This window comes from Cohnella zeiphila, from assembly GCF_014212055.1.
In the GTDB taxonomy this organism is placed as follows: Bacteria; Bacillota; Bacilli; order Paenibacillales; family Paenibacillaceae; genus Cohnella; species Cohnella zeiphila.
Genome location: NZ_JACJVO010000007.1, coordinates 243,038 through 262,473 on the forward strand (window position 1 = coordinate 243,038; position 19,436 = coordinate 262,473).

Consider the following 19,436-nt stretch of genomic DNA (forward strand, 5'->3'; position numbering starts at 1 on the left):
GATCACATCTCCCTCCTGACGCGCCGCACAAGGTACAGGAAGAAGGGAACGCCTATCAAGGCAATCAAGGCGCCTACCGGAGTCTCCGAGGGCGGGTTGATCATGCGTGCGGCGATGTCGGCCAGCACGATGAGCAAGCTGCCGAGAACCGCCGAGCAAGGGATAATCCATTTGTAGTTAACGCCCACCAGGAAGCGGGAGATATGGGGAATGACCAGGCCGACGAAGCCGATCGAGCCGACCGCGGCGACCGAAGAGCCGGCCAGCACGAGCACGACGACGACCGCCAGCAGCTTGACCAGGCCGGTGCGCACGCCGAGCCCCGCCGCGGTCTCCTCCCCTAGGCTAAGAAGCGTAATGGAACGCGACAGCGCGATCGCTCCGAACAGCCCGACGACGATCCACGGCGCCATGTACGCCAGCTGCGACCACTTGATGCCGGCCATGCCGCCCGCGTACCAGAACGCAAGCTGCTGCCCGATTCGGAAATGGATGGAGATCGCTTCGCTGAGCGAGTTCAAGAGCGCCATGACGGTCGCACCGGCCAGTGCCAGCTTTGCAGGCGTCAATCCGCCGCGGGACGCGGAGCCGATGCCGAAAACCAATGCCGCCCCGAGAGCGGCGCCGATGAACGAGAATCCGATCAATCCGTTGAACGAAAGCGAAGGATAGAAGGCGAAGCACAGCGCCAGCGCCAGGCCGGCGCCCGCATTGATGCCGAGCAGGCCCGGATCGGCGAGCGGATTGCGCGTCATGCCTTGCATGATCGCCCCTGCCGTCGCGAATGCGGCTCCGACCAGCGCGCCGGCCAGTGCCCTCGGAAGACGCAGCTCCCGGATAATCTGATGGCTGGTCAAATCGCCGTTGAAGCGGAATACCGCCTCCCATACGGTCGTCAGCTTGATGGACGCCGCCCCGACCGAGACGGACAAGCCCAAGCATAGAACCAAGGCGGCCAAACCTAAGACGATAATGAGCGTGGCGGCAAGCGGCCGCGAACGCAGCGGCGGAAGCCGGTTTTCCGCCGATTGAGCTGGATGTTCCATGAGTCCGATACCTTTCCCGTCTGCGACACCTTAGTGAGAATGATTATCATTCGTACGACACAAGTAGAATACCTTATTCGGCTTCCATCTGTCAAACCTCTATTTTACATTTGACTGAACTGGGCGCGATGCAGACGGGAATAATGGCCTTGGCTTTGAATCAATTCATCGTGGCGTCCTTGCTCGGCAATGCCGTCCTCGGTCACGACCACGATCCGGTCCGCGTTCTTGATCGTTGCCAGACGGTGCGCGATGACCAGCGTCGTCCTCCCTTGGGACAGCTCGGCCAGCGATTGCTGGATCGCGGCTTCCGTCTCGGTATCCAGCGCCGACGTCGCTTCGTCGAGAATGAGGATCGGCGGATTTTTGAGGAACATCCGCGCGATCGCAAGCCGCTGCTTCTGGCCCCCCGACAGCTTGACGCCCCGCTCTCCGATGACTGTCCCCATTCCGTCCGGCTGCGACCGAATGAACGTATCCAACCGCGCCCGCCGGGCCGCTTCCCAGATCTGCTCTTCGGTCGCGCCCAGCTTGCCGTATTCGATATTCTCGCGAATCGTGCCGGCGAACAGGAAGACGTCCTGCTGCACGATGCCGATCTGCCGCCGAAGCGACTCCAACGTGAGGCCGCGAATGTCCATGCCGTCGATCGTAATCGCCCCCCCATCGACTTCGTAGAACCGGGGAAGCAGGCTGCACAGCGTCGTCTTGCCGGCGCCGGACGGCCCGACGAACGCGACCGTCTCGCCCGCGCGGATCGTCAGGTTGATGCCTTTCAGCGCCATCGCGTTCGCATCATAGCCGAAAGAGACGTCCTGGTAGCGAATATGGCCCTGCAGGTGCGGAACGTCGATCGCACCGGGCCTGTCGGCCACGTCCGGCTCGGTCTCCAGCAGCTCGACGTAGCGCTTGAAGCCGGCGATCCCTTTCGGATAGCTCTCGACGATCGCGTTGATTTTCTCGATCGGCCGAAAAAGGACGTTGACGAGCAGCAGGAACGCGATAAAATCCCCGTATTTCATGTTGTCGTGGTAGACGAACCAAGCGCCGCTGATCATGACGAGCAGCGACACCAGCCGCATGAGCATGTAGCTGAGCGACGTGTTTTTGCCCATAATCTTGTATGCGATCAGCTTGGCGGTCCGATAACGCTCGTTGTTGACCGCGAACAGCTTCTTCTCGTGCTCCTCGTTGGAGAACGCCTGAACGACGCGAATGCCGCCGACATTGTCCTCCACGCGCGCGTTGAAGTCCGCCATGTCCGTAAACATGCGGTGGAACGCCTTGGTCATTTTGCCGTTGAAATAAACCGCCAGCACGATCATGACCGGCACGGTCGCGAACGTGATCAGCGCCAGCTTCAGGTGGATCGACGCCATCAGGATGAACGCGCCCACGAGCGTCATCAGCGCGATGAACATGTCTTCCGGGCCGTGATGGGCGACTTCTCCGATCTCCATCAAGTCGTTGGTCATCCTTGAGATCAAATGGCCGGTCTTGTTATTGTCGAAAAAGCGGAAGCTCAGCTTCTGAATATGATTGAACAGCTTCCGCCTCATATCCGTCTCGATATTGATGCCCAGCATATGCCCCCAGTAGCCGACGACGAATTGCATGAAAGAGTTGATCAAATAGACCGACAGCAAGCCGACGCACGCCCAGACGATCAAATTCCAGTCTTTGCCGGGAAGCAGATCGTCCACCACCTTGTCCACGGCAAGCGGAAAGCCGAGCTCCAGCAAGGCGACGAAGACGGCACAGCCGAAATCGAGAACGAACAGTCCTTTGTAAGGACGGTAGTAAGAGAAAAAACGGCGTAACAACGGCGCACCTCCGCAAGAAAGATAGATAAGCCCATCTTCATCTTAACCCGAGCGCTCCGGTCTGCAAATGGACAATCGTGCGAAGCTGCGGCGCCAAAAAGAAAAACCGTCCGCGCAAGGCGGACGGTCCGGCGAAGCGAAAAATCATTGCGATGCGGAAGCCGAAGGCGATGCCGACGGCGACGAAGATGCCGAAGGAGAAGCGGAGGCCGAAGAATCGCTCGAAGCCGATCCGGACGGCGCGGCCGATTCCGACGGAACCGAGTCGGCGGGCGGCGTTTCGGTAGCGGTGGTGGCGTCTTCCTGCGTGAGGAAGTTTTTGTAGCCTTCCGTTTTCTTGGCTTCGGTGAACCAATCGGAGAAGCCTTCGTTGATCTTCTCGTCGAGGTAATCGTTCTTCACTTGATCCTTGACATCGTCATAGTTGGCGGCTACCGCTTCTTTCCGGTCGGTAAGCTTGATGATATGATAGCCGTTCGGAGATTGGACGACGTCGCTCATTTCGCCTGTCTTGAGAGCGAACGCCGCGGTCTCGAACTGCTCGTTCATGACGCCTTTGCCGAAGAAGCCCAGATCGCCGCCGTTATCCTTGGAGCCGGTGTCGATCGACTTCTCCTTGGCCAGCGTAGCGAAGTCGGCGCCCTGCTTCAATTGCTTCAGGACCGCTTCGGCTTCTTCCTTCGTTTGAAGCAGGATATGCGAAGCCCGTACTTGCTCGGGCGTTCCGTAGTTGTCCTTATTTTTGTCGAAGTAAGCTTTGAGATCGTCTTCCGACGGGTTCAGCTTCTTAGCGAAGATGAGGCGCAATTCCAGCTGCGGACGGGTTTGCTCCTTGAACTGATCAAGCGTCATGCCGCTGGATGCGAGCGCCTGGCTGAACTGATCGTCCGTCGTGAAATTGTTCTTCTTTTTGATGTCGGCGATGTACGCGTCGACGTCGGCGTCGGTCACTTGTCCGCCGGTTTTGCCGGCTTCGTTGGAGATCACCTTGAACATCATGATCTGATCGAGCTGTTGACCCATCTGGGCCTCGCCCGTGGTCTTGACCATCTCGTTGTACAGATCGGCCTGGGTGATCGACTTGCCGTCCAGCTCGCCGACCGCCTTGTTCATCGAGTTGCCGCCCGAATCGCGGACAAGCACGAAAATAAGAGCGGCGATCGCGATGACCGCGATCGCGATCCAAGGCCAGCTCTTGTTGCCGCCTCCGGATGCCGCAGGCTTCGCAGGCGCCGGACGAACGGCTGCCGGTGCCGGCTTCGCCTTGGGCGCTTCTTCTACGGGAGCGGAACGCTCCTCTTCGATCTCTACATTCTCTTCCGGCTTGTCCGATTCCGGACGCTCGTCGGAAGGAACGGCTTGCAATGGATCTTTGTTTTCTTCGCTCATTCTCTCATGATCCTCCTCTTGTTTGTAAAGCTCATTGTTCCACTATATCAAATTTTCCGCAGATTACCTTAATATAAACTTAAAAAACGCAAAAAACCCGGCTCGAAGCCCGGTTTTCTGTCGCATTTCCTCGATTTCTCTAATATGCCCGGCTTCAGGCGCGATTGCCTGAGAAAAGGCCAAACCTCCAAAACCGGACCGGTCTTGGAGGTTTCTGTCAGGCCTGATTCGGCACTCCGGAAGGCGGCGTCCTCCCTTCCGTCGCATAGCCGGGCGGCAATTCGAAATGGCGGTAAGCGTCCATGCGCGCGGGCTCGGTCGGCTTGGCCCATGGAAACGGAACCTCGGAATAAAGCAGCCCTTGCGAAGCCGCCTCCCGGATCCCTTCCGACAGAGCCGGAAGCAGGCGAATGATCGAATCTCCCGCTTCCTGCTCGGTAACGAAAGAACCCGAAATGGTCCGAACGGCCTGCGAGGATTCGTAGGCTCCATTGGAGACGAGGACGAAGCCGCGGGACGCTTCGATTGGCGCGAAGAGAGGCACGTCCGGATTCGCGATCGCCTGCATCAGGTTGTCGTACATATTCCTCATAAGATTCTCTTCGCCGAACGAGCGGACTTCTTCCTCTCCGCCGATGCGCTGAACGATCCGGTTGTCGTAATGCCAGACGATCTCTCCGAGCGTTCCCTCGACGGCGATAAACGGCGTCTCGTTCGCCGGATGGCACAGCATCGCGTAGAAAAGGACTTCGACGCCATCATGCGTAACGGCGCGAATGCACGAGACGTCGTCGCCTTCGATGTCGTTCACGCGGTACAATTCCGCTTGCACCGTCTGCGGAAGCATGCGCGAAGGATCGGCGTCACCGGCGGCAAGCAAGCAATTGTTGAGCAGATGCGCAAACGGGTTGTTGAACGTTCCGTCGAGGACGTACTTTCCGCCGTTCGTCAGCTTGCCCGCCCACGGCGTCCGGGCGTAATACGCCTTCGATCGCGACCAAATGCCGACGCCGGTCACCCGCTTGACTTCCCCGATCGCTCCGGCATGGAGCCGGTCAAGCAGCTCGCGGAAAGCCCGGCCCGACGTGTTCTGGAAGTCGACCTGGCATAGCTTTCCGCTCGCCTTCCGTGCGGCGATAATCTCATCCAGATCCTGAATCGTTACCGCCGGAGGCTTCTCCACCAACACGTGGAAGCCCATCTCCAGCACGCGGACGCACATCGGCTTATGGGCGGCGATCGGAGTCGCGATCGCCACGAAATCGATCTCGGGATGATCGGCAAGCATCTGTTCATAATCCGTATAGTGCGCCGCTCCGAGCGCGGTTAACCGTTCGAACTGTTCCGGGAAGCGATCCGGCTGCAGCTCCGCGAAAGCGGGAATTTCGATGCGCCCTTCTTGGGCCAGCTCCGACATCGCGCGGACGTGCGAGGAACCGAATCCTCCGATCCCCACCAGCGCGGCTTTGAATGTCCTCACGGAGGTCCCCTCCTTTACTCCGTTGTTTTACACGTGGTCCAGGTACCGTTCTTTGATCAGAGACAACGCCTCGTCGCCCGGCATGTCCCACACCTCGCGATTGAAAATCTCCACTTCGATCGGCCCGTCGTACCCGGCCGCTTCGACCGCCGTGCGCATCCGCCGCAGCTCGATGACGCCGTCGCCCATCATGCCTCTGCCCATGAGTATATCCGGCATCGGGACGAGCCAGTCCGAGACGTGGAAGCCGAGAATGCGCCCTTCGGCACGCTTGATTTGCGCGTATAACTCCGGGTCCCACCAGACATGAAACGCATCGACGACGACGCCGACGTCGCGGGCGTCGAACTTCTCCGCCAGGGCGTTCGCCTGCCCTAAGGTATTGATGACCGACCGCTCGGCGGCATACATCGGATGGAGCGGTTCAATGCCGAGCTTGACGCCGTGGGATCGGGCGAGCGGCGCCAGCTCCCCGATCGCCTCTTCGACCGTCCGGCGGGCGGCATCGATGTCGCGCCCTTCCGCCGGGCCGCATACGAGCACGAGCGTATCCGTGCCCAGCTCGGCCGCTTCTTCGATCGCCCGCCGGTTGTCGTCGATCCTCTCCCGGCGCGCTTCCGGCGTCGCCGCATGGAAGAAGCCGCCGCGGCAAAGGCTGGAGATGCGAAGGCCGGCATCCCGGATGAGCCGCTTGCTCTCCGCCAGCCCCGCGTCCGCCACTTTATGGCGCCATAAGGCGATCCAGGGCACGCCGGCGCGTACGCAGACGTCCGCCGCTTCCCGCATGGACAGACGGTCGGTCGTAATTTGGTTCAAGCTCAGTCGCTCAATGGAACGAAGCGGCTCCATTCGGATTCCCTCCTTAATCTTCAAGGCCGGCCAGAGCCAGCGTTTTCTTCATGCGCGCGACCGCCAGTTCCCGGTCGCGGAGCAAGCCCGCGCGATCGGCCAGAACGAACAGGTCGGACAGATGAACGATGGAGCGGCTTCCTTCTGCTCCCCCGAGCATCCGGAAGTGGGACTGATGCCCGTTCAAGTAAGCCATGAAGACGATTCCCGTCTTATAGGCGTACGTAGGTTTCTTGAAGATATGGCGCGACAGCGCCACGGTCGGTTCCATGATCGCTTCGTATCGGCTCGCATCCCCGGCGTCCAGCGCATGAAGCGCGGCGGCGGCGACGGGCGCGATCGCGTCGAAGATGCCGAGCAGCGCATGACTGTAGCCTTGCCCGTCGCCCCGGATCAGTTCCGGATAGTTGAAGTCGTCGCCCGTGTACATGCGCACGCCTTCCGGCAGCATCCGGCGCATGCGGATTTCCTTCTCGGCGTCCAGTAGGGAAATCTTGATGCCGTCGACCTTGTCCGCATGATCGCGGATGACGCCGAGGCAAACTTCCATCGCCGCGTCCAGGTCGTTCTTATGCCCCCAGTATCCGGCGAGCGCAGGATCGAACATGTCTCCCAGCCAATGCAGGATGACCGGCTGCTTCACCTGTCGCAGGATGTTCCCGTACACCCGCCGGTAATCTTCCGGCCCTTTGGCGCATGCGGCCAACGCACGGCTCGCCATCAGGATAACCTGCCCGCCTTCCCCTTCGACAAAACCGACTTGCTCCTCATAGGCGGCTTCCACCTGCTCCAGCGTCACCGAAGGACTCGGCGCGAGATGATCGGTCCCGGCGCCGCTGGCAATCTTCCCGCCGACGGAGCGCGCTTCCGCGACGGAACGGCGGATGAGCTCCTTCGAGCGGGTCCAATCGAGTCCCATTCCCCGCTGCGCGGTATCCATCGCTTCCGCGACCGCCAGGCCGTGCTTCCACAGGTGGTGTCGGTACGCGAGCGTGGCGTTCCAATCGATTCGGGAATCGTGAAGCGGATCGGTGTCCGCGAACGGATCGCTGACGACATGAGCCGCGGAGTATGCGATCCGGCTCCGGAACGGCTGCTCCGGCACCGCAAGCTGCGCTTGCTCCTTCAATTCGTATTCGTACAGTTCGCCGCCCGCGCGGGGCAGCCGTACGGTGATCGCCATCGGTATCCCTCCCGTTTACAAGCTGAGCGTCGGCACGTCGATCCAGCGGCGTTCCTGCCACGACTGAAGCGCCAGGTCGGCGAGCTGCGTTCCTTTGGCGCCCTCCAGCAGGTCCCACGAGAACGGCGCGTCTGCGGCCACGTGCCGCAGGAACATCTCCCATTGCACCTTGAACGCGTTGTCGAACGTCTGGTTATCGGGTACCGTTTCCCACATCTCCCGGAAGGAGAACGGATTCGGAATGTCCGGGTTCCATACCGGCTTCGGCGTATTGACGCGATGCTGCGTCTTGCACTCCCGCAAGCCGGCTACCGCGCTGCCTTCGGTGCCGTCCACCGTTACCGTCAGCAGATCGTCGCGATCCACCCGTACCGTCCAGGACGAATTCGCCTGAACGATGATGCCGCCTTCCAGTTCGAATGTCGCATACGCCGAATCGTCCGCCGTGCACTCGTAGGGCTCGCCCTTCTCGTCCCAGCGGCGCGGGATATGGGTTGCGGCCAGGCAGGATACCGACTTGACTTCGCCGAACAGGTGACCGAGCACGTAGCGCCAATGCGCGAACATATCGACGATGATGCCGCCGCCGTCTTCCTTGCGATAGTTCCAGGAAGGCCGCTGCCCGGCCTGCCAATCGCCTTCGTATACCCAATAGCCGAACTCCATGCGAACCGACAGGATATGGCCGAAAAAGCCCGAATCGACCAGCCGCTTCAGCTTGAGCAGACCCGGAAGGAACAACTTGTCCTGCACGACGCCGTTTTTGACGCCGGCCTGCCGGGCCAGGCGGGCGAGTTCTAGCGAGCCGGCCAGATCCGAAGCGGTCGGCTTCTCGCAATAAATGTGCTTGCCGGCGGCAATTGCGCGCTTGATGGCGTCGGCGCGGTGCGCCGTCGTCTGGCTGTCGAAGTAAATCTCATTGTAAGGATCGGCGAGACAGGCATCCAGATCCGTGCTCCAGCGAGTAAGCCCGTGCTTTTCCGCAAGCGCTTGCATCTTGGAGGCTTGGCGTCCGACCAGAATCGGGTCCGGCATGACGACGTCTCCGTCGGGAAGCGTGACGCCGCCTTGCTGGCGAATGGCAAGAATCGAGCGAATCAGGTGTTGGTTCGTTCCCATCCGGCCGGAAACGCCGTTCATAATGATTCCGATATTGCGAACAGTCATGTGATGGAGGCTCCCTTCAAGGTTATAGCCTCATTCTAGAGCGCGGGAGACCGAATTTCTTGCGAGATCGGGAACGAAATTCTCAATTTCGGAACTGATTTTCGCGGAACGACTTCGGGGACATCTTGACGAGCGCTTTGAACGAACGGTAAAACGTGGACACGGAATCGTATCCGACCTCGAAGCAGATCGAGATAATGTCCTTGCTCGTCTCGGCAAGCAGCTTCTGCGCCACGCGAATGCGCACTTCGGCCAAGTATTGCATCGGGGTCAGATCGTACCGCTCTTTGAAAATGTTGTTGACGTGACGGGTGCTCATCCCCAGCTTGGAGGCGATGTCGCCGGCCGTCAGCTGTTCGTAGTAATGGGTGTCGATGTATCCCTGGATTTTCTCCGCGCGCAGCCGGTTCGAACCGCTTCCCGTCGAAGGGACGGCCTGAGAGCGGGCAAGGATGAGCAGAAGCTGCGCCAGTTGAATCTGCAAAGCCAACCGCCCCAGCGGCGACGGCTCGGCCGACTGTTCGAAAAGCATTTTGCGGAGCAGCTGGCGAAGCTCGCTTCCGGCGAATCCGCTCGGCTTGACCAATGCGGACGCGCGAAAATAATCTTTGATCAGCCGGTCCGTCAAGTTGTCTTCCAGCGCCTTCTCGTCGAACACAAGCACAAGCAGCGTCAGCTTGGAGGAGGACAGAACGGAATGGACGGACAACGGAACGATGAGCGCCGCATCGTTCGGCTCCAGCCGCCAAACTTCTCCGCCCAGGCGGATCTCCCCTTTCCCTTCCAGCACGAACAGCAGCTGATGGTACGGATGATGATGCTCGGACACCCGATGCCCGCCGATATGTTTATGCTCGTAGAGGAAAATCGGACGATCCATAAGCGCACCCCTCCTTGATCACGTTCAACTTCTCTTTCTCTATTTGTTCTGCAAATTCCGACAGAAATCCTGCCGGATTTTCACGCGGAAAGTCATGAAAAAACGCCGCTCCTCTCTCGGCCCGGTTGCAAGCCATGAGAGAAGCGACGCTTTTATGGAAATCCGTAACGCGTAGCCTCCTAACTCACCTTATGCTCGATACGCAGCTTGTCGGCTACCATCGCGATGAATTCGGAATTGGTCGGCTTTGATTTGGCGATGTTGATCGTATAGCCGAACAGATGGCTGATGCTGTCGATGTTGCCGCGAGTCCAAGCAACCTCGATCGCATGGCGGATCGCCCGCTCGACGCGGGACGGCGTCGTTTTGAATTTCTCGGCGATCGCGGGATAGAGCGTTTTCGTAATGGCGCCGAGAATCTCGATGTTGTTGTAAACCATCGTGATCGCTTCGCGCAAATACTGATATCCTTTAATATGAGCCGGCACGCCGATCTCGTGAATGATGCTCGTGATGTTGGCGTCCAGATTTTTCGGTTTGCCGATCGGAACGATATTCGACCGGGGAGCGGCGCTCATTGAAGCGATCGAAACGGAGGAGGTCGTCGCCGACGTCGAGGAACCGGCTAATTGCCGGATCCGGTTGGCCAGCACGTCCATGTCAAACGGCTTCAGTATGTAGTAGGAAGCGCCGAGCTGCACCGCGCGCTGCGTAATGTTCTCTTGACCGAACGCTGTCAGCATGATGATCTTCGGCATAGGCGACAAATTCATGTCGCGAAGTTTTTCCAGAACCCCAAGGCCGTCCAGGTGCGGCATGATGATATCGACGATCATGACGTCCGGAACGATCCGATTTTCTTCCAGTTGGCGGATGACTTCTTCACCATTGTAAGCGACTCCGATGACCGTCATGTCATCCTGTTCTTCAATGTACTCAGACAACAGGTTCGTGAATTCTCGGTTGTCATCAGCCAGAAATACTTCGATCCGCTGCAAGGTCTGGTCCTCCTTCTACACGTTTGAGTTTCTGACAACCGATACGCGACAATTGCCGCTAAGTAACGGTTGCAGCTTGGTCAAAAAGAACTTTCGTTCCCTCCTCGTTACCGATTCGACATGGCCCATTCAATTCCTTCTAATCCGGAAATTATTTCTTTATTTTTTTGACGATATCGAATATAATTAATAATTTATGTCAATTGCCGTGTTTTTTCGCAGCTTTTCGACAAATGTTCGGATTTTAGCCGGTTTTCGAAAAAAAACGAAACATCTAAGGCGTCAAACCGCCTTAGATGCCGCCTGTTCCGGTTGAAGCACGATGCCCGCGTCCTGCAGCATCCACTCGATAAAGCAGCCATAACCGGAAGTCGGGTCGTTTACGAATACATGAGTGACTGCGCCGACAAGCTTGCCGTTCTGAAGAATCGGACTGCCGCTCATTCCTTGTACGATGCCGCCCGTCTTATCCAGCAGCTTCGGATCGGTAATCCGAATCACCAGCCCTTTGGTCGCCGGCACCTGCTGCTTCGAGACGTGAACGATTTGGATATCGAACTTCTCGACCTTCTGTCCGTTGACGACCGTCAAAATTTCCGCCGGTCCTTCTTTTACCTCTTCGGCGAACGCGACCGGCACCGGATCTTGATGGAAGGAATGATCGGGAAGCTTATCCATTTTTCCGAAAATGCCGAACGCCGTGTTTTTCTCTACGCTGCCGAGCGTCTTGCCTTCCTTGATGAACATCGCCCGTTTCTCGCCGGGTTCGCCGCTTTGGCTCTTGGAAATCGACAGCACGTTGGACTGCAGGATCTGTCCGCTGCCGACCGAGATCGGCGTCTGCGTGTCCATATCCGTAATGACGTGGCCAAGCGCCCCGTACATGCCCTGGTCCGGCGCATAGAACGTCAGAGTGCCGACGCCTGCCGCGGAATCGCGAATATACAGCCCCAGCCGCCAAGCCTGGTCTTCCCGGTCAAACGCGGGCGTCAGCGAGGTGCGGAAAGTCGATTTGCCCCGTTTCACTTCGAGCTGAAGCGGTTGGCCGCTCTTGCCCGCTTGTTCCGCCAATCCCGCCACTTTCGTGATGTCGTTCAGCTTTGTTCCATTAATGGATACGATCAAGTCGCCGAGCTTCAGCTTGGCTTCTTCTCCTGGCGATTTCTTCGTTCCGTTGCCGGTCTGAATTATATGGTGGCCGACGACCATGATGCCTGCCGCCTTCACCTTGACCCCGATCGTTTGGCCTCCGGGCACGACCCGAAGATCCGGTACGACTTGCAGTTTGACCGTCTTGAACGGAATTTTGCCGAACAGCTTCAGCTTGAGCTCCGTCACTCCGCTGTTCCGAGGCTGGATGGACAAGGGCTGATGAAGATCGACCGGTACGATCGAACGGGATGAGCCGTTGATTCGCGCCACTTCGGGATTCAGTGTGCCCTGTGCATGAACCGGCATGGCATAATGCAGATGCTTGGATTGACCCGAGAAAAGCCTTAACTCGTGGGGAAACTCCGCGTAATGGCGTATGGGAGCGGTAGTCGCGGCCAAACACAGAGATAGGACGAGAAGGAGGCCGATGGTACGTCGAATGGAGGGCTTACGGTTCAAAGGTCTCACGCTCCCTTACAGTCTTTCCGGCATCCGATCTTGCCGGCAACGTACCTATAAGGTAACCGCGCCCCCCCGCTTTTATGTTCCCGAAAAGCTTCCTTGAATCCGATTTTTTCGCGTCCTTACGCGTTTTTTTGGCGGTGTGCCAACAGCAGCATTTCCTGAGCGTGATGACGGGTTTTTTCCGTTACTTCCACCCCGCCGAGCATGCGCGCCAGCTCTTCGACCCGCTGGGAATCCTTCAATTCCGCTACGGAAGTCGACGTTCTGCCGTCTTCGTTAATTCGCTTCGATATTTCGTACTGATGATCGGCCATGCATGCCACTTGCGGCAGATGGGTGATGGCGAATACTTGAACCGAAGCGGCCAGCCGCGACAGCTTGTCGGCGACGGCTTGCGCGGCGCGGCCGCTTACCCCGGTATCGACTTCGTCGAAGACGAGTACGGGAATACGGTCGATTCGGGAGAAAATCGCTTTGAGCGCAAGCATGACGCGGGACATCTCGCCGCCCGACGCGATCTTGGAGAGCGGCTTCGGCGGCTCGCCGGGATTCGTGGACAGCAGAAACTCCGCGGTATCGGAACCGACGGACGTGAGCGCACCGGAATCGAGCCGCACCTCGAACACCGCTCGTTCCATCTGCAAGTCGCGCAGCTCCTGTACGATCGCCTGGGCCAGCTTCTTGGCCGCATCCCGGCGTATGCCGGAGAGAAGCTCGGCCTGCTGCGTCAGTTCGTCGTTCAATAAACGCTCGCGATCGGTCAGCTCGCGAAGCCGCTCTTCGCGGTTGTCGAGCTTCTCCGTCTCCGCTTGAATTTGTTCCCGATAGGACATAATATCGGCGATGGTCTCGCCGTACTTCCGCTTCAAGCCGTGCAGCAGGTCGAGGCGTTCTTCGATCAGCGCCAGACGATCGGGGTTGAACTCGATGTCTTCGCGATAATCGCGCAGCTGAAAGCTGACGTCTTCCGCATTGTAATACGCGGATTGAAGCTGTTCGAGCATCGGCGACAGCTTGCCCGGATCGACTTTGACGATCTCCTCGAGCTTGGCGAGCGCTTTGGAGAACGCCGCCAGACCTTTGGCCCCGCTCAGCCATTCGTAAGCCTCCGCCGAAGCTTCATACAGCTTCTCCGAGTGAGTCAGCTTCTTGCGTTCTTCCTGAAGCTGTTCATCCTCATCCGGCTTCAGCTTGGCCGCCGCGATCTCTTCAAGCTGATATCGATACAAGTCGAGCATCTGCATCTGTTGGCGGGACGTATCTTCGAGTTCTTTTCGCTCGCGTACCGTTTGTTGATATTCCCGGAAGCGCTCCGCATACGCGTCTTTCAAGGGGAGGATAACGTCTCCGGCATACTGGTCCAGCCATTCGAGATGCCGTTCGGTCCGAAGAAGCGACTGGTGCTCGTGCTGACCGTGAATGTTGACCAGGTGCTCGCCGATTTCCCGCAGCATCGATAACGTTGCGCTTTGGCCGTTGATTCGCGCCGAGGATTTGCCATGGGCGTGAAGCTCGCGGCGGATGAGCAGCGTCTCCTCTTCGCTCGCCTGAATGCCCAGCCGTCTCAGAGCGTCCCATACCGGATGCCCTTCCGGCAGATCGAACAGCGCCTCGATGTCCGCGCGATCCTGCCCGTGGCGTATCATCTCGGCGGAACCGCGTCCGCCTGCGATAAGCGTAAGCGCATCGATAATCATCGACTTGCCGGCCCCGGTCTCTCCCGTCAGCACATGAAACCCTTCATGGAATCGAACCCTAACCGACTCGATTACCGCGAGATGGCGAATGGCTAGCTCTTTTAGCATTCCCTCTTCCTCCTTGAAAAGAAAACCCACAGAGTGGAGCTTTAACGAATCATATCGTGAAGGCGCTCGACCAACGCCGCGCCCTGCTCCTTCGATCTGCAGATCAGCAGCGTCGTGTCGTCGCCGCTGATCGAGCCCATGATCTCCGGCCAATCCATGCCGTCGATCAGGGCGGCGATCGTATTCGCCGTTCCGGGCAAGCACTTGACGACGACGAGATTGTCTGCCGCCTCCGCCTGCACGAAATGATCGACAAGCGCCCGCTTCAGCTTGAGGGCAGGGTTATATCGCTGATCCTGCGGCATCGAATATTTGTAGCGGCCGTCTTCCAGCGGTACTTTGATCAGCTGCATCTCCTTAATGTCGCGCGAGACGGTCGCTTGGGTTACGTTAACCCCTTCGCTTCGCAAAGCTTCGACCAGATCCTCCTGGGTTTCGATCTCCCCCGAGCCGATCAGCTCGCGTATTTTGCGCTGTCGTTGTCCTTTCATCCGTTCTCATCCTCCACCTTGAACCGTACCGTTCGGACCCAGCGCTGTGCCGGGTCGGCCACGACGATTCCTTCGCAATCGGGGAACAGCAGCGAATAGATCATCAGTCGGTCCCGCAGACCGCTGGCCGTCCACTCGATCGGCATTCGCGCTTTTTCCAATTTGACCAAGTAATACAGATCTTCCTTAACCGCCAAATAATCGAAGTAAAGCCGCGTCGGCTGCAGCGGGCCTTCGTCGACCTTTACGCCGAGCGGAATGCGGTGCTTCCCCGACAGCACCTCGTAACCGTGGCTCTCGAGGAATTCGACCGCCTCGTCCCTCAGCACTTCGCCCGAATCGGCCAGCTTGCGGATGCGGTGGCCCGGCGGCTCGTGAAGCCACTTGTAGAACCGCCTAAAAAACCACCAAAGCAGAAGTCCGATCGCTACGAGAAAAATCAGCCAATCGCCCAGCTTCGCCACGAGCCGCAACTCCCTCATTGCCGGCTGGCCGGAAGCGATTCGTTTTGAACGAGCCACGGCCGCCCTTACTTATTCGAGCCGGCCGAGGCCATTTCCTTTTTGGGCGATAAACGCTTTGCAATAAAAAGGAGCTGCCGGGCAGAACGAGGCTGTCCATCAGACGCCGTTCTTCGGCAGCTCCGGGCGTTGCGACGTATGGCGTCAGCCTGGATTAATGCAAATCATGATTCCATCACCGTTATGAATCGCCTCTGCGAAAAGCGGTTCGGGCGTCGGCGGCCGCCTGGCGCGCCCACTCGGCGAATTTCTCCGCCTTTCCGGCTTCCGCTTCGGCTGAAGCGTTCTCGGCTCTCCGTTTCCAATAACCGAGAAATTCGATATTGCCTTCTCCCCCGGTGATCGGAGAGTACGTTAAGCCCTGAAGCTCAAAACCGCATGCGTCGGCAAAACCGAGCACTTCCCTTACCACCGCTTCATGAACGGCGGAATCGCGAACGACGCCCGACTTGCCGACTTGTTCCCGGCCGGCTTCGAATTGCGGCTTGATCAGCGCCACCGTTCCTCCTCCCGCCGGGAGAAGCGGCGCCAGCGCCGGGAAGATATGCTTCAGCGAAATAAACGAGACGTCGATCGTCGCGAAGTCCGGAGGCGGTCCATCCAACTGACCGGGCTCCACGTGCCGAAAGTTGGTCCGCTCCATAACCCGGACTCTTTCGTCCTGACGCAGGGACCAGTCCAACTGGTTGTAGCCGACGTCCAGCGCATAAACGAATGCGGCCCCGTGCTGCAGCGCGCAATCCGTAAACCCTCCGGTCGAGGCGCCGATGTCCAACATGACCGCGCCGGACAAAACCAGGCCGAAATGGCGAATCGCCTTCTCCAGCTTCTGTCCGCCGCGGCTGACGTAAGGGTGCGGAGCTCCTTTGACGACGATCTCCGCATCCCGCGGCACCTTCGTTCCGGCCTTGTCCACCTTCTCCGAGCCGACGAGCACCAGCCCCGCCATGATCGCGGCCTTGGCCTTCTCCCGGCTTTCAAAAAAACCTTGCTCCAACAACAATACGTCCAATCGTTCCTTCATGGTCGTCATCTCGCGGTCAGGTTGCCTTTTGGCGGACGCGCACCGCCTTGGCGCGCAGCTCTTGCGCGACATGTTCGGCGGTCAAACCGGTCTCCGCACGCTGCTCCTTAATGCTGGCATGCTCGACGAAACGGTCGGGAACGCCCATCAAGCTGATCGATAAGTGATGTATCTGGCGCTGCGCGTAAAATTCCAGAATCGCGCTGCCGAGGCCGCCGGCTATCGCCGTTTCCTCCAGAACGAGCATCGGCTGATTCATCTGCGCCATGGAGAGCAGCATCTCCTCATCCAGCGGCTTGATGAACCGCGCGTTGACGACGCGGACGCCGATTCCTTCGCGTTTCAGCAATTCGGCGGCTTCCTCCGCCACCTGCACCATCGGTCCTACCGCTAGGACTGTGGCGTAATCGCCTTCCCGCACCGTCTCCCACTTGCCGATCGGAATCGGCTGCGGGTGTTCGTCCATCGGCACGCCGAGCCCGTTAATGCGGGCGTAACGAACGGCAATCGGGCCGTCGTTATAGTCGACGGCGGTCTTCATCATGCGCCGCAGCTCGTTCTCGTCCTTGGGCATCATGAGCACCAGGTTCGGAACGTGCCGAAGAAATGCAATGTCGTAAACGCCCTGGTGCGTCTCGCCGTCAGGGCCGACAAGGCCGGCTCGGTCGATGGCGAAGATGACGTTGGCGTTGTGACGGCAAATGTCGTGAACGACCTGGTCATAGGCGCGCTGCAGGAACGTCGAATAAACCGCGAATACCGGCTTTAGCCCTTCCAGCGCCAGCGCGGCCGACATCGTCGCCGCATGCTGCTCCGCGATCCCGACGTCGAACATCCGGTCCGGGAACCGCTTGGCGAACGGAATAAGTCCCGAACCTGCCGGCATGGCGGGCGTAATGGCGACGATCCGTTCGTCCCGCTCGGCCAGTTCGATCAGCGAGTTGCCGAACACTTCCGTATACATCGGAGGACCGACCGGCTTGACGACTTGGCCGGATTCGATCTTGTACGGCGTGATGCCGTGCCATTTCAGCGAATCGGCTTCCGCCGGCGAGTAACCTTTTCCCTTGACGGTTAGCACGTGAATCAGTACCGGACCGTCCACCTTGTCGGCTTGGCGGAACGTATCGAGCAGCTTCTCGATATCGTGGCCGTCGACAGGGCCGAAATATTTCAGTCCGAATTCCTCGAACAGCATGCCCGGCACGACCAGATATTTGAAGCCGTCCTTCACCCGTTCCGCGGTCTTCGCCAGCTTGCCGCCTACGGCCGGAATTTTGCGCAGCAGCCATTCGAGTTCCTCTTTGGCTTTGCGGTACGTCTTGTCGGAACGGACTTTCCCGAGGTAATTATGCAAAGCCCCGACGTTCGGCGCGATCGACATTTCGTTGTCGTTCAGTACGACCGTCAACTTGCGTTTCTCGTGGCCGATATGGTTGAGCGCCTCAAGCGCCATCCCGCCGGTCAGCGCCCCGTCGCCGATAACGGCAAGAACTTTATTGGTTTCGCCTTTGAGATCGCGGGCGAGCGCCATGCCGATCGCTGCGGAGAGCGACGTGCTGCTGTGGCCGGCTTCCCAGACGTCATGCTCGCTTTCCGTGCGCTTGACGAAGCCGCACAGGCCGTCCTTCTGGCGCAGCGTATGGAACCGGTCCATGCGTCCCGTCAGCATCTTGTGAACGTAAGCCTGGTGACCGACATCGAAGATGAACTTGTCGCTCGGGCTGTTATATAAATAGTGCATCGCCAACGTAAGCTCCACGACGCCGAGATTCGGCGCCAGATGGCCGCCCGTCGAGGACAATTGTTCAATCAGGAATTGACGAATTTCCTGAGCAAGCTGCGGCAGTTCGCCAACGCTCAGCTTTTTAAGGTCCGACGGACTGTCGATTCGATCGAGCAGCAAGTAGGTTCCCCACTTTCTCCGGATTTGACGGTGCGCTCCGCAGGCGCGAAAGCGAATAGAGCCGTCTCCTTAAACATGGATATTGCACCTATTATAGCATACACGGAATTCAAAGCCCAAAACACGAATTTTCCTCATTCGCCCCGATTCGACGAGCTGCTGGCCGAATTTCTTCGATTTTCGCAGGTTCGGCACCGATCGAACGCTTCCCACAAAAGCAAAATCCCCCGAACGGGGGATCGCAATTTTAGAACAAAGGAGCGATGAACGAGTAGCCGATAATAAGGAGCATCAGCACCGTCATATGGTTCAACGAGAAAATGAACATCGTTCGGGCCCATCCGCTCTCTTCCATTCGGCGGTAGCCGACAACGCTCAGAATGAGCCAGCCGAGGCTGATCAGCGCATTCGTCACGGCAATGTAGGGGTTCCAAAGCCAGAACAGGATGCTGGACAGGAACAGAGCCGCCAAATAAACGTTCATTTGCACGTACGTCCTTCTCATGCCCTTGACGACCGGCAGCATCGGAATCCCGGCCGCCCGGTACTCTTCCATCCGGCGAATCGCGATCGCGTAGAAGTGCGGCATTTGCCAGATCAGCATCAGAACGAACAGCGCAATGATGCCGGGGTGAAGCATGTCCGAAGAGATAGCCGCCCAGCCGATGAGGGGAGGCATGGCTCCCGACAAGCTGCCGACTTCCGTATTATAAACGGTTCTGCGCTTCGTCCACATCGTATAAGGCACGACGTAGATGAACAAGCCCAGAAAGCCGAAAACCGCGGCGAGCGGCGAAGCCAAATACAGCGCGATCAAACCGACGATCGCGATCCAGAAGCCGACGATCAATCCGCTCGTCAAGCCGACGATGCCGGACACGGTCGGCCGTTTTTTGGTCCGTTCCATGATTCCGTCGATATCCCGGTCATATAAATTGTTAAAGACGCCTGCCGCTCCGATCACGAGCGACGATCCGATCAGCGCGAGTACGATGTTGCCGATTTTCTCGAAAAAAGGAATATGGTGAACGTACAGCGCCATGCTCAAGCCGGCGAACATCGCGATGAGGTTGGACTTGATGATGCCGATCTTGATCGTATCGAAGACCACTTTCGTAAAAGAAGTCGAAGTTTCCCCGATTCCAATCGTGTTGCTCTGCATCCGCACGACAGTAACACTCCCTCCTGCATTCTCACTTTTCTAATCTACCATAAAAAAGGGGTTTCGTGCCGGTTAAGCGCAAGCCATCATCATTT

The 19,436-nt window shown here is 58.5% G+C and carries 16 protein-coding genes; all 16 read right to left on the reverse strand.

Translation table 11 applies throughout. The annotated features are described in order from the left end of the window. Positions 1-2: 2 nt before the first annotated feature. Positions 3-1,046 carry a FecCD family ABC transporter permease gene (locus tag H7C18_RS06255; protein ID WP_185128160.1) on the reverse strand — a complete coding sequence of 348 codons (1,044 nt, stop codon included), beginning with the start codon at positions 1,044-1,046 and terminating at the stop codon, positions 3-5. A 104-nt stretch (positions 1,047-1,150) separates the two neighbouring features. Continuing rightward, positions 1,151-2,869 carry an ABC transporter ATP-binding protein gene (locus tag H7C18_RS06260; RefSeq protein ID WP_185128161.1) on the reverse strand — a complete coding sequence of 573 codons (1,719 nt, stop codon included), beginning with the start codon at positions 2,867-2,869 and terminating at the stop codon, positions 1,151-1,153. A 144-nt stretch (positions 2,870-3,013) separates the two neighbouring features. After that, the gene (locus H7C18_RS06265) at positions 3,014-4,258 is read right to left on the reverse strand and encodes a peptidylprolyl isomerase (protein WP_185128162.1); all 1,245 of its coding nucleotides are present in this window, start codon (positions 4,256-4,258) and stop codon (positions 3,014-3,016) included. A 217-nt stretch (positions 4,259-4,475) separates the two neighbouring features. After that, positions 4,476-5,738, reverse strand: coding sequence for a Gfo/Idh/MocA family oxidoreductase (locus tag H7C18_RS06270; RefSeq protein WP_185128163.1), 1,263 nt, complete (start codon positions 5,736-5,738; stop codon positions 4,476-4,478). 27 nt (positions 5,739-5,765) lie between these two features. Beyond that, positions 5,766-6,587 carry a sugar phosphate isomerase/epimerase family protein gene (locus H7C18_RS06275; protein WP_185128164.1) on the reverse strand — a complete coding sequence of 274 codons (822 nt, stop codon included), beginning with the start codon at positions 6,585-6,587 and terminating at the stop codon, positions 5,766-5,768. A gap of 13 nt (positions 6,588-6,600) precedes the next feature. Further along, a complete protein-coding gene (locus H7C18_RS06280) occupies positions 6,601-7,770 on the reverse strand; it encodes a dihydrodipicolinate synthase family protein (protein WP_185128165.1) in 1,170 nt (389 codons plus the stop codon). 15 nt (positions 7,771-7,785) lie between these two features. After that, positions 7,786-8,937 (reverse strand): Gfo/Idh/MocA family protein, encoded by a 1,152-nt coding sequence (locus H7C18_RS06285; RefSeq protein ID WP_185128166.1) that lies wholly within the window; start codon positions 8,935-8,937, stop codon positions 7,786-7,788. Between the two features lie 82 nt (positions 8,938-9,019). Continuing rightward, on the reverse strand, positions 9,020-9,817 hold the full coding sequence (locus H7C18_RS06290; RefSeq protein ID WP_185128167.1) for an AraC family transcriptional regulator: 798 nt from the start codon (positions 9,815-9,817) through the stop codon (positions 9,020-9,022). A 179-nt stretch (positions 9,818-9,996) separates the two neighbouring features. Next, positions 9,997-10,815, reverse strand: a complete 819-nt coding sequence (spo0A, locus tag H7C18_RS06295; RefSeq protein ID WP_185128168.1) for a sporulation transcription factor Spo0A — start codon at positions 10,813-10,815, stop codon at positions 9,997-9,999. A gap of 282 nt (positions 10,816-11,097) precedes the next feature. Next, complete coding sequence (gene spoIVB / locus H7C18_RS06300; protein WP_185128169.1) at positions 11,098-12,426, reverse strand: SpoIVB peptidase; 1,329 nt, start codon at positions 12,424-12,426, stop codon at positions 11,098-11,100. A 125-nt stretch (positions 12,427-12,551) separates the two neighbouring features. Beyond that, complete coding sequence (recN, locus tag H7C18_RS06305; RefSeq protein WP_185128170.1) at positions 12,552-14,237, reverse strand: DNA repair protein RecN; 1,686 nt, start codon at positions 14,235-14,237, stop codon at positions 12,552-12,554. Between the two features lie 41 nt (positions 14,238-14,278). Then, positions 14,279-14,728, reverse strand: coding sequence for a transcriptional regulator AhrC/ArgR (gene ahrC, locus H7C18_RS06310; RefSeq protein WP_185128171.1), 450 nt, complete (start codon positions 14,726-14,728; stop codon positions 14,279-14,281). Further along, positions 14,725-15,192, reverse strand: coding sequence for a hypothetical protein (locus H7C18_RS06315; protein WP_337913002.1), 468 nt, complete (start codon positions 15,190-15,192; stop codon positions 14,725-14,727). The genes ahrC and H7C18_RS06315 overlap by 4 nt, the downstream gene beginning before the upstream one ends. A 238-nt stretch (positions 15,193-15,430) precedes the next feature. After that, the gene (locus H7C18_RS06320; protein ID WP_185128172.1) at positions 15,431-16,282 is read right to left on the reverse strand and encodes a TlyA family RNA methyltransferase; all 852 of its coding nucleotides are present in this window, start codon (positions 16,280-16,282) and stop codon (positions 15,431-15,433) included. Positions 16,283-16,289: 7 nt separating this feature from the next. Then, on the reverse strand, positions 16,290-18,179 hold the full coding sequence (gene dxs / locus H7C18_RS06325; RefSeq protein WP_185128173.1) for a 1-deoxy-D-xylulose-5-phosphate synthase: 1,890 nt from the start codon (positions 18,177-18,179) through the stop codon (positions 16,290-16,292). Between the two features lie 247 nt (positions 18,180-18,426). Beyond that, positions 18,427-19,341 (reverse strand): heme o synthase, encoded by a 915-nt coding sequence (gene cyoE, locus H7C18_RS06330; RefSeq protein ID WP_185128227.1) that lies wholly within the window; start codon positions 19,339-19,341, stop codon positions 18,427-18,429. Positions 19,342-19,436 lie beyond the last annotated feature (95 nt).

What these genes read in the sequence shown, in the direction of transcription:
- ahrC (WP_185128171.1), bottom strand. Translation starts at nt 14,728, where the DNA reads ATGAAAGGACAACGACAGCGCAAAATACGCGAGCTGATCGGCTCGGGG.
- H7C18_RS06265 (WP_185128162.1), bottom strand. Translation starts at nt 4,258, where the DNA reads ATGAGCGAAGAAAACAAAGATCCATTGCAAGCCGTTCCTTCCGACGAG.
- H7C18_RS06275 (WP_185128164.1), bottom strand. Translation starts at nt 6,587, where the DNA reads ATGGAGCCGCTTCGTTCCATTGAGCGACTGAGCTTGAACCAAATTACG.
- H7C18_RS06280 (WP_185128165.1), bottom strand. Translation starts at nt 7,770, where the DNA reads ATGGCGATCACCGTACGGCTGCCCCGCGCGGGCGGCGAACTGTACGAA.
- H7C18_RS06290 (WP_185128167.1), bottom strand. Translation starts at nt 9,817, where the DNA reads ATGGATCGTCCGATTTTCCTCTACGAGCATAAACATATCGGCGGGCAT.
- recN (WP_185128170.1), bottom strand. Translation starts at nt 14,237, where the DNA reads ATGCTAAAAGAGCTAGCCATTCGCCATCTCGCGGTAATCGAGTCGGTT.
- cyoE (WP_185128227.1), bottom strand. Translation starts at nt 19,341, where the DNA reads ATGCAGAGCAACACGATTGGAATCGGGGAAACTTCGACTTCTTTTACG.
- H7C18_RS06285 (WP_185128166.1), bottom strand. Translation starts at nt 8,937, where the DNA reads ATGACTGTTCGCAATATCGGAATCATTATGAACGGCGTTTCCGGCCGG.
- H7C18_RS06255 (WP_185128160.1), bottom strand. Translation starts at nt 1,046, where the DNA reads ATGGAACATCCAGCTCAATCGGCGGAAAACCGGCTTCCGCCGCTGCGT.
- H7C18_RS06320 (WP_185128172.1), bottom strand. Translation starts at nt 16,282, where the DNA reads ATGACGACCATGAAGGAACGATTGGACGTATTGTTGTTGGAGCAAGGT.